This window comes from Paenibacillus sp. FSL K6-1096, from assembly GCF_037977055.1.
Lineage (GTDB): Bacteria > Bacillota > Bacilli > Paenibacillales > Paenibacillaceae > Paenibacillus_AQ.
The window spans coordinates 3,383,527-3,396,926 of record NZ_CP150274.1 but is presented as its reverse complement, the minus strand read 5'-3'; the positions used below and the strand labels follow the sequence as shown (position 1 = coordinate 3,396,926).

Annotated in this window: 14 protein-coding genes; 13 read left to right on the top strand and 1 reads right to left on the bottom strand. The window is 57.9% G+C overall.

All coding sequences use genetic code 11. The features are described from left to right. Positions 1–46: 46 nt before the first annotated feature. The 5 genes from MHI24_RS15035 to MHI24_RS15015 all read left to right on the top strand — a co-directional run bounded on the left by MHI24_RS15035 (position 47) and on the right by MHI24_RS15015 (position 3,662). Positions 47–901, top strand: a complete 855-nt coding sequence (locus tag MHI24_RS15035; RefSeq protein WP_340026397.1) for an SDR family oxidoreductase — start codon at positions 47–49, stop codon at positions 899–901. A gap of 82 nt (positions 902–983) precedes the next feature. Next, entirely contained in the window at positions 984–1,241 is a 258-nt protein-coding gene (locus MHI24_RS15030; protein ID WP_340026396.1) for a hypothetical protein, read from the top strand. Between the two features lie 355 nt (positions 1,242–1,596). Beyond that, a complete protein-coding gene (locus MHI24_RS15025) occupies positions 1,597–1,848 on the top strand; it encodes a LytTR family DNA-binding domain-containing protein (RefSeq protein WP_340026395.1) in 252 nt (83 codons plus the stop codon). 14 nt (positions 1,849–1,862) lie between these two features. Beyond that, complete coding sequence (locus tag MHI24_RS15020) at positions 1,863–2,297, top strand: DUF3021 family protein (protein ID WP_340026394.1); 435 nt, start codon at positions 1,863–1,865, stop codon at positions 2,295–2,297. Positions 2,298–2,426: 129 nt separating this feature from the next. Further along, positions 2,427–3,662, top strand: coding sequence for an alpha/beta hydrolase (locus MHI24_RS15015; RefSeq protein ID WP_340026393.1), 1,236 nt, complete (start codon positions 2,427–2,429; stop codon positions 3,660–3,662). A 2-nt stretch (positions 3,663–3,664) separates the two neighbouring features. Here the strand turns inward: MHI24_RS15015 and MHI24_RS15010 are convergent, their stop codons facing one another. After that, a complete protein-coding gene (locus tag MHI24_RS15010) occupies positions 3,665–4,768 on the bottom strand; it encodes a GIY-YIG nuclease family protein (RefSeq protein ID WP_340026392.1) in 1,104 nt (367 codons plus the stop codon). Between the two features lie 160 nt (positions 4,769–4,928). Between MHI24_RS15010 and MHI24_RS15005 the strand changes: the two genes are divergently transcribed. The 8 genes from MHI24_RS15005 to MHI24_RS14970 all read left to right on the top strand — a co-directional run bounded on the left by MHI24_RS15005 (position 4,929) and on the right by MHI24_RS14970 (position 13,376). Next, on the top strand, positions 4,929–5,753 hold the full coding sequence (locus MHI24_RS15005) for a MerR family transcriptional regulator (RefSeq protein ID WP_340026391.1): 825 nt from the start codon (positions 4,929–4,931) through the stop codon (positions 5,751–5,753). Positions 5,754–5,882: 129 nt separating this feature from the next. Continuing rightward, positions 5,883–7,886 (top strand): FAD-dependent oxidoreductase, encoded by a 2,004-nt coding sequence (locus tag MHI24_RS15000; RefSeq protein ID WP_340026390.1) that lies wholly within the window; start codon positions 5,883–5,885, stop codon positions 7,884–7,886. 88 nt (positions 7,887–7,974) lie between these two features. Continuing rightward, positions 7,975–8,529, top strand: coding sequence for a hypothetical protein (locus MHI24_RS14995; RefSeq protein ID WP_340026389.1), 555 nt, complete (start codon positions 7,975–7,977; stop codon positions 8,527–8,529). A gap of 176 nt (positions 8,530–8,705) precedes the next feature. After that, positions 8,706–10,124: a hypothetical protein gene (locus MHI24_RS14990; protein ID WP_340026388.1), complete on the top strand. Its 1,419-nt coding sequence runs from the start codon at positions 8,706–8,708 to the stop codon at positions 10,122–10,124. 160 nt (positions 10,125–10,284) lie between these two features. Then, positions 10,285–10,566 carry a hypothetical protein gene (locus MHI24_RS14985; protein ID WP_340026387.1) on the top strand — a complete coding sequence of 94 codons (282 nt, stop codon included), beginning with the start codon at positions 10,285–10,287 and terminating at the stop codon, positions 10,564–10,566. 177 nt (positions 10,567–10,743) lie between these two features. Next, positions 10,744–11,589 carry an EcsC family protein gene (locus MHI24_RS14980; RefSeq protein ID WP_340026386.1) on the top strand — a complete coding sequence of 282 codons (846 nt, stop codon included), beginning with the start codon at positions 10,744–10,746 and terminating at the stop codon, positions 11,587–11,589. A 2-nt stretch (positions 11,590–11,591) separates the two neighbouring features. Then, on the top strand, positions 11,592–12,770 hold the full coding sequence (locus MHI24_RS14975) for a nitric oxide synthase oxygenase (protein WP_340026385.1): 1,179 nt from the start codon (positions 11,592–11,594) through the stop codon (positions 12,768–12,770). 60 nt (positions 12,771–12,830) lie between these two features. Next, positions 12,831–13,376 (top strand): helix-turn-helix domain-containing protein, encoded by a 546-nt coding sequence (locus tag MHI24_RS14970; RefSeq protein WP_340026384.1) that lies wholly within the window; start codon positions 12,831–12,833, stop codon positions 13,374–13,376. Positions 13,377–13,400: the final 24 nt, after the last annotated feature.

Below are 13,400 nucleotides of genomic sequence, written 5' to 3'. Positions count from 1 at the left end.
TGATAGCCGGAATTGAAATACTACAACCCAAATGGAGGAATGAAGAATGAAGATTGGATTAACAGGAGCAACAGGTCAATTTGGTTCCATTGTCGCAGAGACTCTGCTGAAGACAATACCGGCTGAGAGTATTGTAGCCAGTGTCAGAAATCCGGAAAAGGCGGAAGCATTGAAAGCACGCGGCGTAGATGTCCGCCATGGCGATTTCGATCAGCCGGAGACGCTGGATAGCGCTTTTGCCGGAGTGGAGCGCCTGCTGATCGTCTCGGCTGACGGCGACAATGAGACCCGCATCCGCCAGCATAAGGCGGCTGTCGATGCCGCAGTCCGCGCAGGTGTTGGCTTCATTGTCTATACGAGTGTGGGCGATGCCGACAACAGCTCCCTGTTCCTGGCGCCGGTACACCGCGCTACGGAAGAGTTCATCCGTGAATCCGGCATTCCGTATGCCTTCCTGCGCAACAACTGGTACCTGGAGAACGAAGCCGGCTCCATCCAGGCTGCCAAGGCCGGCGCGCCATGGCTGACCTCGGCGGGCGACGGTAAGGTAGGCTGGGCTACACGCGGCGATTATGCTGAAGCGGCGGCCGCTGTTCTGGCCGGCGAGAGCCGTGAGAGCGTCATCTACGAGCTGTCCGGCACTCCGCTCACTCAGGCGGAGCTGGCTGCCGTAGTCGGCGAGGTTCTTGGCCGCGAGGTACCCGTACAGCAGGTGGATGATGCCACCTACGCGAAGGTTATGGGCGAGGCCGGCGTACCGGAAGCGGCGCTGCCGATCGTCGTAGCCATTCAGGGAGCCATCCGCGATGGCGCGCTGGACATCGAGAGCGGCGACCTGGCGAAGCTGCTGAACCGCCCGCAGACCCCGATCCGCGAAGGCGTGCGCGCGTTGCTGGGCTAATGCGCTAGGGCTATTGCTGCTGGCTGAGCGAGAGGCTGTCCCTTACCGGTTGTTTCGACAACCGGGAAGGGGGCGGCCTTTTTTGTGCGAAAAAATGAACACAATTAGTCAGTGGGAGGCGAGTGAGCCGGATGTAATTGAAAAACCGAATACATTTGGCGTTGCGTGGGCTTGTGGGCCGAATGTAATCGAAAAACCGAACACAATTGGTCAGTGGGAGGCGAGTGAGCCGGATGTAATCGAAAAACCGATCACAATGGGCCGGCGGGAGGTGAGTAGGCCGAATGTAATTGAAAAACCGAACACATTCGGCGCAGCGGAGGCAAATGAGCACAAGTAAAGACTGTCAGGCACAATAATCCTGGCTATCTGTTTAAAAGGCTGTCCGACCGCTCCAACCGGAGGACAGCCTTTTGCGTGGCGGTCTGCTTGCCGCGTAAGAGCCATTCCCTTATCATGAACATGAACTAGGTACAGACCTTCAAATCTGAATTATCGCAGGTGATCCTATCCGAATATCCATCGAGCACATCAGCAGGGAACAGCAAGAGGAAATCATCATCAGATGTTATGAAACCACTGAAGAGATCAGTGAGATTGTACATAAGCTTAAGGCAGAGACCCTTGTCCTCCTGGGAGTTCAGGAAGAGCAGGTCAGCCGCATCAAGCTCAGTAACGTCTACTATTTCGAGGCCGTGGACGGCAAAGTATTCGTCTACAGCGAGAACCAGGTGTATGAAGTGAAGCAGAAGCTGTATGAGCTGGAGGAGCTGTGCAGAGACAAGAACTGTTTTCGCGCCTCCAAATCCACGATTCTGAATATCGCCAAGATCGAGAGCGTGCGCCCCTCCCTCAGCGGCCGGTTCACAGCACTGCTGGATAACGGGGAACGTGTAGTCATTTCAAGACAGTATGTGCCCGTACTGAAACAAAGACTTGGATTATAAAGGGGGATTACAGCATGAAGCGTTCTGAGGTTGCCAAAGACATCATCCGCGATTTTCTGGTTATCTTCGCATCCATTATCATAATCATTACGGTGCTGCGGCAGATTTACATGCCGGAACTCGCCTTTGATCTGATGTCCATCTATACGATTATGGGCTTCTCCCTGCTTGGTGCATTGACAGGCTTGATGTTGTACGCTCCTGACGGGGTAAGCGAGCAGGCGATGCGTGTTAGAATCGGTATTCATTTTCTCCTGCTGGAGCTTCTGTTGATCGCCCTTGCCAGCCTGATCGGAGTTGTAGCCAGTGTGTCCGCTGCACTCCTGCTTGCCTTGCAGATTGCTATCGTATATGCCATTGTCCGTCTGCTGTCCTATGAGAAGGATAAGAAGGAAGCGGAGCAGATTAATGAGCGGCTGAAGGCGGTGAAGCAGGAGACCTGCGAGTAAGCCCCCCGCCTAGCGGGGTTATTTTTGCATCTTATTGCGCTGTAGCTACAGCTTACCGTAAATCGGTATACAGCCTTTTCGCCGTTTTTTATGATGAGTTCATGAATTAACGCGAAAAGGAGAATCCCTATGTATAGCCGTATCAAGCTCATAAGCTGGATTAGAATCACCCTGTTTATCTTATTCCTCATATTCACACTGTCCCCCGTGATTGAGTGGGGCTTCCGCTGGGTGCTGCTGGCGGCATTGCTGTTTATTTTTGCGCTGAAAGGTTCAATGGATCTGATCCGCAAGAAGACGGGCGGCAGACGATCCAAGCGTTCAATCCGAATATTGAAAATAATGCTAACCGCTGTGGCGCTGCTGATCGCACTTATCCCGCCCATTCTGTTCCCGCAGCACCGCGCTCCTGAAGTGACCGGAGAGTATGAGGTCAGAACGGCAGTATACACCTATACGGACCCTAACCGGGTGGAGAAATTTACAGATACGGGGGAGCGCCGAAGGGTGAATGTGGAATTCTGGTATCCGGGCCATGCGGAGGGCAAGTTTCCGCTGATCGTCTTTTCTCATGGTGCCTTCGGCATCAGGGAGAGCAACGCTTCCACCTTCACGGAGCTGGCCAGTCACGGCTATGTTGTGGTATCCATCGATCATCCCTATCATTCCTTTTATACACAGGGCGTGGACGGGAAGATCACTACAATTAGTGCAGAGTATATGCGGGAGGTTAACGATTCCAACAAAGACGGGGTGTATACCGTGGAAGAGCTGTACGGCCTTACGCGTAAATGGATGAAGCTGCGGGCCGGCGATATGAATCTGGTCATCGATCATATCCTGGAGAAAGCCGCAGGCAACCAGAACCCCGTGTACCGGCTGATTGATACGGAGCATATTGGCGTAATCGGCCACTCGATGGGCGGTGCGGCAGGTGTGGCGCTTGGCCGGGAGCGCAGCGATGTAGATGCTGTTGTGAATCTGGATGCCCCGTTCTTCACCGAGCTGGTGTATGACCGGAAGATGAATGATCTGGCGGCCAAAGATCAGCCCTACCGCGTTCCGCTGCTGAACATATATACGGACGATGTGTGGAGACAGCTCGGAAAGAACTCGGCTTACGCAGCGAATAACACGGAAAATCCGAACTTCAAGGATGCGTATACCGTTCATTTTCAGGGAGCCAAGCACTTAAGCCTGACCGATCTGCCGCTGTTCTCCCCGATCCTTGCGAATATCCTCCAGAACGGGCAGGCGGATATCGATAAGTATTACTGCATTGAGACGATGAATGAGTTAATTCTTAAGTTCTACGACTATACGTTAAAAGGCACCGGGCAGTTTGCGCCGCAGGCGGTGTATTGAAGCTACAGCTCCAGCACAGCAGACTGTACCAATTCCCCAATCCCGTCCTCCAGCTCCGCGCTGCCCTCATCCGCCAGCCACTCCGGCGGGACGAGCAGATAGTGGCCGGAGCTGCTCTTCAGGTAGCTGTAGATGATCTGCGCCTCGTCGATTTTGTGGCGGCTGATCTCTTCCGCAGCTGCGGCCTGGCTGCTGCCGCGGAAGACCTCCCGGGCGGCCGCAGCGATCGTCCCGGTGAGCTGCTCCTCACGCAGCGCTTCCGTGGCCAGCCGCGTGCGGTGGAGAATGACGCTGCCCTTGATGAGGATCAGCTTGTGCGACTGCCCGTCCACCGGCTCCAGTACGATAATATTCTTGTTCTCCCCGGTGAATTCGATTACCTGCTCCTTTTGCAGCAGCGAGCGGACCGCTCCGAGGGTGTCGCGAATTTTGGCGGCGGTCTCGAAGTCGAACCGCAGCGCAGCCTCCTCCATCCGGGCTTCCAGACCGGGCACAATCCTGTTATCCCTGCCCTCCAAGAGACAGATGATCTCCTCTACGACCGCCTCATAATGCGCTATGGCTTCCGCACTGCCGCCGCACATCCCCATACATAGACCCAGCGAGTAGTTCAGGCAACGCGAGCCGCGCGAATGGGGGCTGCCGCAGAGAATCCGCTGCGATTCCTTGATGCCCAGCACCGCCCGTTCCACCGTACTCCGGCTGGTATAAGGGCCATAGACCAGACTGCCCGCCGCCGGATTCGGCTCATAGCCGACCTCAATCTGCCGGTAGGGCGCAGCAGCCACGATGGAGATGTAGCTGTAGGCGAGCGGATTTTTCATTTTGCGGTTATACATCGGCTTCAGCTCTTTGATCAGCTGGCATTCCAGCATGAAGGCCTCCAGCTCCGTATCGGTCAGCCGGTAGTCGAGATCGCGGATATGCTTCACAAGCTGCTTCACCTTGGGCGAATGCCCCTTATTATTATAAAAATAAGACTGCACCCGCTTCCTGAGCTGCTTCGCCTTGCCGACATAGATGATATGGCCCAGGCTGTCCTTCATCAGGTACACGCCGGGCGTCAGAGGAAGCGCTGCAATCTTGTCTGTCAGATTCGCGGACATGGCTCCGCCTCCGTTCGTAAGCTTCAGTATCTATTAGTATAAACGATGCTGCAGTCACCCGCGAGGCAGCAATGTGACATAATCCACAATCTCTCCCGGCCAAACAATCTATCATTACTTACATGACAAGAATACGATCAAGTAAGCTGGGGGGCTGCTGATGAAATATTCGATCGGGGAATTCGCGTCCATTCTGGGGGTGACCGCAGATACATTGCGTTTATATGAGAAGCATGATATTGTCCGGCCCATGAAGGATCAGCATAACAACTACCGTTATTTCAACGACCTGGACGCGCGGAATCTGTTATCCAGCAGATGGTACCGGAGCATGCAGATTCCGCTTCAGGATGTGGCGGGATTGATTCAGGAAGCGCCGTCCGGGCGGGTGGTGGAGTCGATTGCCGCTGCGGGCGCGCAGCTGGAGGAGGAGATCCGGCGCAGCACGCTGCTGCTGGGCAAGATCCGGGAGATTCATGCCGAGCTTGCACAGATCAGCGGCGCCTTCTATACGTGCAGCATCAAGGAAGTGCCGGCGATGTACCGGATTCAACAGACGCAGGGGAACCAATTGCTGCAGAAAGAGAGCATCAGGAGCACGGTGCAGGCCTGGATGGAGCTGCTGCCGTTCACCTTCTATTCCTTCCGGATGGAGAAGGCGGGGGATGCTTGCGGAGCCGGGGAGCCGGATTACAGCTGGGGCCTGGCCCTGCTGGCGGAGGATCAGCAGAAGCTGGAGGTAGGCCTGGATGACAACGTGGAGTACCTGGAGCCGGCGACCTGTATCTCGGCTGTAATTGTCAGCGGCCATGAGGAATGTCTCGGACCGGGAGCCTTCCGGTTCATGCTGGACTATGCGCAGGCAGAGGGGTACAGGATCAGCGGAAGAATCAGCGGCAAAATCCTGTTCACCGAGCACACGAATCACGGCAGCCGGACCTATCTGGAGATTCACATTCCGGTAGAGAAGGAGCGCCAGGCTTAAGTCACTTTGAGAAAAATTTCACATTACGTTCATTGACCTTGGTCCAGTACCAAGGTTTACTCTTGTGCCGTAGTCATCAGCTTTGTCAATAGAGATACGGGTTCAACTAACATCACAGGGGGAGTAATCATGCACAAGCAAGCAGCACGAAAAATGTTCATATTCACTGTATGTCTGATCATGGTCTTATCGCTTATCAGCGGCTGCAGCGGGAACAAGAACGCCGCTCCGGCGGCTACAGCGGCAGCCACGGAGCAGCCTTCGGCCTCGCCGGAAGCAGCGCAGCAGGCGGATACAGGTACAGTGCCGGCAGATTTCAAGGCTGGAACCTATACAGCGGAAGCGGACGGCAAGGACGGTAAGGTGCAGGTGAAGGTGACGCTTGACGACAAGTCGGTCATCACGGATATCCAGGTGGTCAGCCAGAATGAGACGGCCGGTATCGGGGTGGAGGCGATCAACAAGGTGAAGGAAGAGATTATCGCCGGCCAGACCCTGAATATTGATGCTGTGAGCGGGGCTTCCGAGTCCAGCAAGGCGATCCTGACCGCGGTGGAGGATGCGCTGAAGCAGGCGGGCGGCAACGTGGAGGCTTTTAAATCCAAGACGGTAGTGAAGGCGGGAGAAGGCAAGACCGAGCAGCTGTCCGCCGATGTAGTGGTGGTAGGCGCGGGTGCATCCGGGGTGTCGGCAGCGGTCTCGGCAGCGGATAAAGGAGCCAAGGTCATTCTGATTGAGAAAACAGCCACGATCGGCGGAGCGAGCAACCTGTCCTGGGCGGGCAAATTCTACAACTCCTCAGCCGCAGTAAGCAGCGGGCTTAAAGTGGAGGTCGAGAAGGAGATCGCCGACTGGATCGTGAACAACCACTGGAGAGTCGATGCGGCGGCCATCCGCCAGTACGTCACGAAGTCGGGCGAGACCTATGACTGGCTGACCGGCAAAGGCTACACCACCACCTTCCTCAACTTCGCCGGAGAACAGCTGCATATGCTGCCTCCTTACGAGACCCGCCAGGAGCTGCTGCGCAAGATGCTTGCAGACTCGGTGGAGAAGAACGGCGGACAGGTGATCACGGAAGCGACCGCACAGAAGCTGATGACAGGCACGAATGGGGAAGTTACGGGAGTGGTCGCCAAGAAGTCTGACGGAACCACCCTCGAAATTTCCGGTAAAAGCGTTGTAATGGCGACCGGAGGCTATGCCGGGAACAAAGAGATGGTCAAGGAGGCCTTCGGCTTCGAAGGCGTTAACGGCGGGCTGGGGCAGAACATCGGCGAAGGGCTGAAGATGTCCTGGGAGATCGGCGCGAAGGTGCCGGACAACTTCGGCGGACAGATGCTTCACCAGACGCTGGCCCGGGCTACCGACAAGCTGAAGGCACAGTATGAGCCGTTCGAAGCCAGCTATCCTGTGATGCTCTCCTATCTGCCAACGCTGATGAATGTCGGCCCTTCGGGCGCGAGATTCCGGGATGAGGCGGCGACGTTGACGGCGGTTGCGGCGGCGAATACCAGCGCTTTTAACGGAGCTTATCATCTGGTCATTGTCTCGCAGTCACAGATTGAGGCCCTCAAGACCAAAGGCATGAAGGGACTGCAGGCGCCGAAGCTGCCGGGGATGCCGCCGGAGTTCTATGCTTCTTACAAAGACAAGTTCAAGCTCGACCAGCCTTGGAAGGATGCCGATAAGGTCTTCGAATCGATGGTTGCGAACGGCGACGGCTACAAGGGCAATACAATCGAGGAGCTGGCGAAGAATGCAGGGATGGACCCTGCGGTATTCGCTGCTGATTTCAAGCTCTATGAGGAAGCGGTGAAGACCGGTACGGATACAGAATTCGGTAAAGCGAAGGAATACCTGGTTCCGATGGGCAGCACCGGCCCGTATTATGCAGTGATTGCTGAAGTCAACAACCTCTGTTCGGTGGGCGGCCTGCTGGTGAATACGAAGTTCCAGGTGCTGAACGATAAGCGGGTGCCGATTCAGGGACTGTATGCTGTAGGCGTGGAATCCGAAGGTGTGCTGTTCAATGATACGTATGTAGGCAACGGCGTCGGACTGGGGTACTCCTTCACCTCCGGGCGGCTGGGCGGCGAGGATGCGGCTGCGGGCGCGCTTGCCAAGAAGTAGTTAAATGTAAGGCCAATATAAGCAATGCTCCTCTCTCCGCCGATAAAAGAGTTGTCCTGAACTTTATACGCGAGAAGAGGAACGTCCGATGGTTATTCCCGTTTCACGAATCCGGGCAGCCTCGTTGACCCGCGCGCCGCAGCAGGCAAGCTCCGGCGCTGCGGAGTCATCGGTATTCAGCTTCCCGGAGACGCTGGCAGCAGTCGCTGCCGCAATCGAAGATCAGGCACGGAGAATCAGACAGAAGTACGGCTTGACCGTACGGATTACGGCAGTCTCCCCTCACGGAGGCAACAGCGGACAAACTGCCCGGACCGGCCCGGAAGGCCCGGGCATCCAGCGGGAGCTTGTGATTGCCCCGAATATTCTGCAGCAGATGAGCAAAGATCCTGTGCTGCAGCACAGGATCTACGGTTACCTCGATGAATATGTGCGCAGGGAATACATAACGGGCTATCCCGGTCTGGTCGTTCACAGGGACGGGACCTGCACCTTTCCCTCAGCTGATTCCTTAGCGGAAGCAGGACAAGGCAGAGGGCAGCTGATGGCCGGGCCGCCGGACATGCAGAGCCGCAGCCACGCTCAGGACAGGCTGCAGCAGCTCGCATTCCTGCGGGCGCGCAGATCAGGCAGGCCTCTGTAGCCGGCAGTACAGGCAGTAATCCAATATTGATCCCCGAATCCATGTGGTGTGGAGACGGGGGTCTTTTTTTGCTTCGTGATTGCAAATGGAAGACTGCCCCGCGAACAATAGCCTATCCTCCCGCATAGCATATAGCACCTGCTTGCTATTTGTAAGTGGAAAGGGGGCGCATTGGTATGGGTATCCAGCTTACTGCGATTCATTGGGTGTATCTGGTGTTTATTGTGTTCATTCTGGCATTGCTGATCCGGCGGCGGGATACGACGATGATCTGCGTGACCGGAATTCTGGCGCTGGGGCTGCTGGCAACGGCTACACTAAGCGGGTCGGTGTCGGGCATCTTCAATGCCTTCGTATATGCCACCCGGGAGCTGCTCGGGACGATTATGATCATCTCCATTATCGTGGCGATGAGCCGGATTCTGATTATAACGGGCATCAATGAGACGATGGTTGCCCCGCTCACCCGGTTCCTGCGCACACCGGCGATGGCCTATTGGGGAATCGGACTGATTATGATGGTCACCTCATTCTTCTTCTGGCCTTCGCCTGCCGTGGCGCTGGTCGGGGCGGTGCTGCTGCCGGTGGCGGTCCGGGTCGGCCTGCCTGCCCTCGGTGCGGCAATGGCGATGAATCTGTTCGGGCACGGAATCGCCCTGTCCGGCGATTATATTATTCAAGGCGCGCCGAAGCTGACGGCGGATGCCGCCGGTCTTCCGGTGTCCAGCGTGATGGAGGCCAGCATCCCGCTGGTGGTGGTGATGGGCGTGGTCACCACCGTGACCGCCTTCTGGATGATGCGCCGAGACCAGAAGAACGGCACCTGGCGGGACGGACTGGTCTCGCCGGGGGCGGAGAAGGTGCAGTCTGCCGCCGGGGAGGACGATGACGGGCAGGCGATCATGAGCGACGGCCTCCGCCGGGGGCTGGCGGTTGCCATCCCGCTGCTCTTCCTGCTGGACGTCATCGGCATGTTCGTGCTGCATCTGCAAGGCGGGGATGCCACTGCACTGGTCGGAGGAACCGCCGTGCTGATCCTGATTGTAATCACGCTGCTGGCCCACCGCGGCCAGGGCCAGGGGCTGGAGAAGATCACGGCGTATCTCATCGAAGGCTTCACCTTCGGCTTCAAGGTCTTCGGACCCGTGATCCCGATCGCCGCCTTCTTCTACTTAGGCGACTCGGCGTTCAGCGAGCTGTTCGGCCAGGTGCTGCCGGACGGCTCGCACGGCATCGTGAACGACCTGGGCGTTGCCCTGGCGCATCACGTGCCGCTGAACGGCGCAGCCTCCGCCATAACGCTCACGGTGATCGGTGCGATCACCGGGCTGGACGGCTCCGGCTTCTCCGGCATCTCGCTGGCCGGCTCGATTGCCGGGCTGTTCGCCGCCGCGATCCATTCCGGCGCGGCGACGCTGACCGCCCTGGGGCAGGTGGCCGCCATCTGGGTCGGCGGCGGCACCCTGATCCCGTGGGCGCTCATTCCCGCTGCCGCCATCTGCGGCGTCAGCCCGTTCGAGCTGGCCCGGCGCAATCTGAAGCCGGTCCTGCTCGGTCTGGCGGCGATGACCATTACCGCCATGTTCCTGATCTAGCAGGGCGGCATCCAATAGTCCTGCCATCTGTTCTGTGTTCTGCCATTCCGCCATTCCGCCGTTCTGCTATCCTGCCATTCTGTAATGCATAAGAACACAGCCCCCAATCCATCCTAGAGAGGAATGGAAATTGAGAGTGAAGAAGGGTGGATATGATCTTATGAAGCACTATGAATCCAGTCAGCGGACCAACAGCACGGTGGATCAGGCACAGGATGCAGTAACCCGGCTGCACAATTCCGTCACCCAGGCGCTTAGCCACCCCACGGAAGACATGATCGAACAGGCGGAGAACAGCCTGACTCATGCCGAAGAGGCGGTCCGTCACGCCCCGGAGGGCTCTGTCGGCGGGCGCGGGGTAGACTTGGCCGAAGAGAGGCTGGAGGAGGAGAAGCGCAGATTGGCGTCGCTGGATGTCCCTGGAGGCACAGCGCAGGACTAAGCATCAGACGGCATTAAGCGAAGGTTAGGCATTTCCGGGGAAGGAGCCGGGAATGCCTGTTTGCGCGTGCTTGAAAATTACGGTTGACCTGTGCAATCATTTGAAGGGAATCAGGTTATAAGGTATCTAAGAAGCAGACAAGCTGAAGCGAGATGATTCATGGGAGGGGAATTAAATATGCAGGATACAGAAACCGCCGGTTCAGGGAATCCGCTGGAGTCACCGGAGCTGCTGCGGGCCGCGCTGGCCGACATAGCCAAATGGGAGAAGGAGCAGAACAAGCTGATGATCTGGGACCGGATCGCCCGCCTGCCGTTCAAGCTGCTCGATAAGGTCACTCCGAAGTTCATCCATGAGAAAATTGGCCAATTGCTTGATGAGCTGGGCAGCTACATTCAGAATGGCGGCAACTATCTGGTGGCCGGCCGCAAGGTGGGCAAGCTGATGGAGGAGACCAGCCGGGCGGCTGGCGGCACGGATAGCGGGCCTTACCCGCTGGCGGTAATGGATGCAGCAGCGCTCAGGCTTGCGGAGACCAGCCGGAATGCCGCGACCGCTCAAGGCGCGACGACGGGCTTCGGCGGAATCTTCACCCTTGCCGCCGATATTCCCGCTGTGCTGGGCCTCTCCCTGAAGGCGATCCAGGAGATCGGCCTCTGCTACGGCTATGATCCCACGGACAAGACGGAGCGTATTTTCACGGTAAAAGTCATGCAGTTCGCCTCCTCCGACATCGTCGGCAAGCGCACGGTGCTGAAGGACCTGAATCTGCAGGCCGGCGGGGACGGCAACATCGCAGCCGGTACGAATGAGGCAATCTCCCGGATTCAGGGCTGGAGAGAGGTCGTGACCGTCTACCGCGATAACTGGGGCTGGAAAAAGCTGTTCCAGCTGGTCCCCGTGGCCGGAATGTTCTTCGGCGCTTACAACAACCGGAAGGCACTGGCGGAGGTCACGGAGGCTGCGCGGATGCTCTACCGCAAGCGGAGAATTATGGCCAGACTGGCTGAACTGGAAGGATGACTATGAATACAACACATCAACTGCAAAGTGAGCGCACCCTGGAGCGGACCAGCCAAGCCGAAGCCTTCATCACAGCGTGTTATCAGGAGATGGAGAAGACGGAGGCTGAGCGGGAGCAGCGTCTTGCCGGAGTGCGTGAAGAGATCCGGCTGACCGGTACATATGTCCATACGGCGGAGGAGCTGACCCATGGGGCGCGGATGGCCTGGCGCCATAACAGCCGCTGTATCGGCAGGCTGTTCTGGCACTCCCTTGAGGTAATCGACGCGCGTGAAGCCGGAACCGCCGAGGAGGTGGCCGAGGCGCTGCTGCATCATGTGAAGCACGCATACAACGGCGGACGGATACGCCCGGTGATTACGGTATTCCGCAGCGGAGAGGACCCTGAGCGGGCTATCCGCATCTGGAATCATCAGCTTATCCGCTATGCAGGCTATCCCGGAGACAGTGAGCATCCGCGGGCCGGTGATCCGGCCTCGGATGATTTCACCGCACTCTGCCTGAAGCTGGGCTGGCAGGGCAGCGGCGGCGACTTCGATCTGCTGCCGCTGGTCATCAGCGTTGGCGCGGAGGGACCGCGCTGGTTCCCGCTGCCGCCGGGGCTGGTGCGCGAGGTTCCGCTCAGCCATCCGGAGATCAGCCGCTTCCCGGAGCTGGGCCTGCGCTGGTATCCGGTGCCGATCGTCTCGGATATGTGCCTGGAGATCGGCGGCATAACGTACCCGGCAGCCCCGTTCAACGGCTGGTACATGGAGACGGAGATCGGCTCGCGGAATTTCGGCGATACGGACCGTTATAACCGCCTGCCCGCCGTTGCCGACCTGCTGGGCCTGGACCGTTCGACCAACACCACACTGTGGAAGGACCGGGCGCTGCTGGAGCTGAACCGGGCCGTGCTGCATTCGTTCAAGCAGGCCGGGGTCAGCATTGTGGATCACCATACGGCCGCCGAGCAGTTCGTCCGCTTCCAGCAGCAGGAGAAGCGGCAGGGACGTGAGGCCTCCGGCAAATGGGGCTGGCTGATCCCGCCGATGTCGCCTTCCTCCACCCCGATCTGGAACGACAACAAGCTGCGGGAGCTGCCGCTCAGCCCGCGGTTTGTATACCGGAAGACGGCGGTGCAGACCGGGCCGGAGGACACCGGGCAAATGCGGGGCTGTCCTTTTCATTCGCCCGATTGATTCTCTGGAAGGAATTGGGGTATACTCCCCCTAAGATCCTGATATAGAGGGAGGGCTTATATGAGCAAGAAATCCGGCATCTCCCGCCAAGGGGAGGATGACTCCGCTGCGAGCCGAAGAGATCAGGTGGTGGAGGCGGCTGTGGCGGTTTTTGCAGAGCATGGCTACTACCGGGCTACCACGGCGCAGGTGGCGGCGCGGGTGGGAATATCCCAGCCCTACATCTTCAAGCTGTTCAAGAATAAGGAGGAGCTGTTCACCGCTGCGCTCATGCTTGCGTTTGACCGGCTGCTAAGCTTCTTCTCCGGCCTTAAGGCACCGAAGAAGAAGCTGCTGGACAAAGCCCTTCAGCTATATAAGGAATTCACCCGGACCCATGCGGATGAGGTGATTCTGCAGATGCAGGCCGCTAGTATCCGGGAAGCAGCGATCCGTCAGGTGGTGCAGGTGCGAATGCTGGAGTTCACCCGCCTGATGGAGGGCAAATTCACGGCGGCCGGATTCGCCCGTCCTGAGGTGAAGCTGAGTATTTTCATGGCGGACGTGATGCTCGGCAATATGGCGCTGGCGCTGGACCTGCCGGAGCTGACGCCGCAGCAGCGGTAACCCGGCCCTGTCCGGGGAACGTCC

Coding starts and splice junctions, on each gene's coding strand:
- MHI24_RS15035 (WP_340026397.1), top strand. CDS start 47: ATGAAGATTGGATTAACAGGAGCAACAGGTCAATTTGGTTCCATTGTC.
- MHI24_RS15020 (WP_340026394.1), top strand. CDS start 1,863: ATGAAGCGTTCTGAGGTTGCCAAAGACATCATCCGCGATTTTCTGGTT.
- MHI24_RS15015 (WP_340026393.1), top strand. CDS start 2,427: ATGTATAGCCGTATCAAGCTCATAAGCTGGATTAGAATCACCCTGTTT.
- MHI24_RS15010 (WP_340026392.1), bottom strand. CDS start 4,768: ATGTCCGCGAATCTGACAGACAAGATTGCAGCGCTTCCTCTGACGCCC.
- MHI24_RS15005 (WP_340026391.1), top strand. CDS start 4,929: ATGAAATATTCGATCGGGGAATTCGCGTCCATTCTGGGGGTGACCGCA.
- MHI24_RS15000 (WP_340026390.1), top strand. CDS start 5,883: ATGCACAAGCAAGCAGCACGAAAAATGTTCATATTCACTGTATGTCTG.
- MHI24_RS14995 (WP_340026389.1), top strand. CDS start 7,975: ATGGTTATTCCCGTTTCACGAATCCGGGCAGCCTCGTTGACCCGCGCG.
- MHI24_RS14990 (WP_340026388.1), top strand. CDS start 8,706: ATGGGTATCCAGCTTACTGCGATTCATTGGGTGTATCTGGTGTTTATT.
- MHI24_RS14985 (WP_340026387.1), top strand. CDS start 10,285: ATGAAGCACTATGAATCCAGTCAGCGGACCAACAGCACGGTGGATCAG.
- MHI24_RS14980 (WP_340026386.1), top strand. CDS start 10,744: ATGCAGGATACAGAAACCGCCGGTTCAGGGAATCCGCTGGAGTCACCG.
- MHI24_RS14975 (WP_340026385.1), top strand. CDS start 11,592: ATGAATACAACACATCAACTGCAAAGTGAGCGCACCCTGGAGCGGACC.
- MHI24_RS14970 (WP_340026384.1), top strand. CDS start 12,831: ATGAGCAAGAAATCCGGCATCTCCCGCCAAGGGGAGGATGACTCCGCT.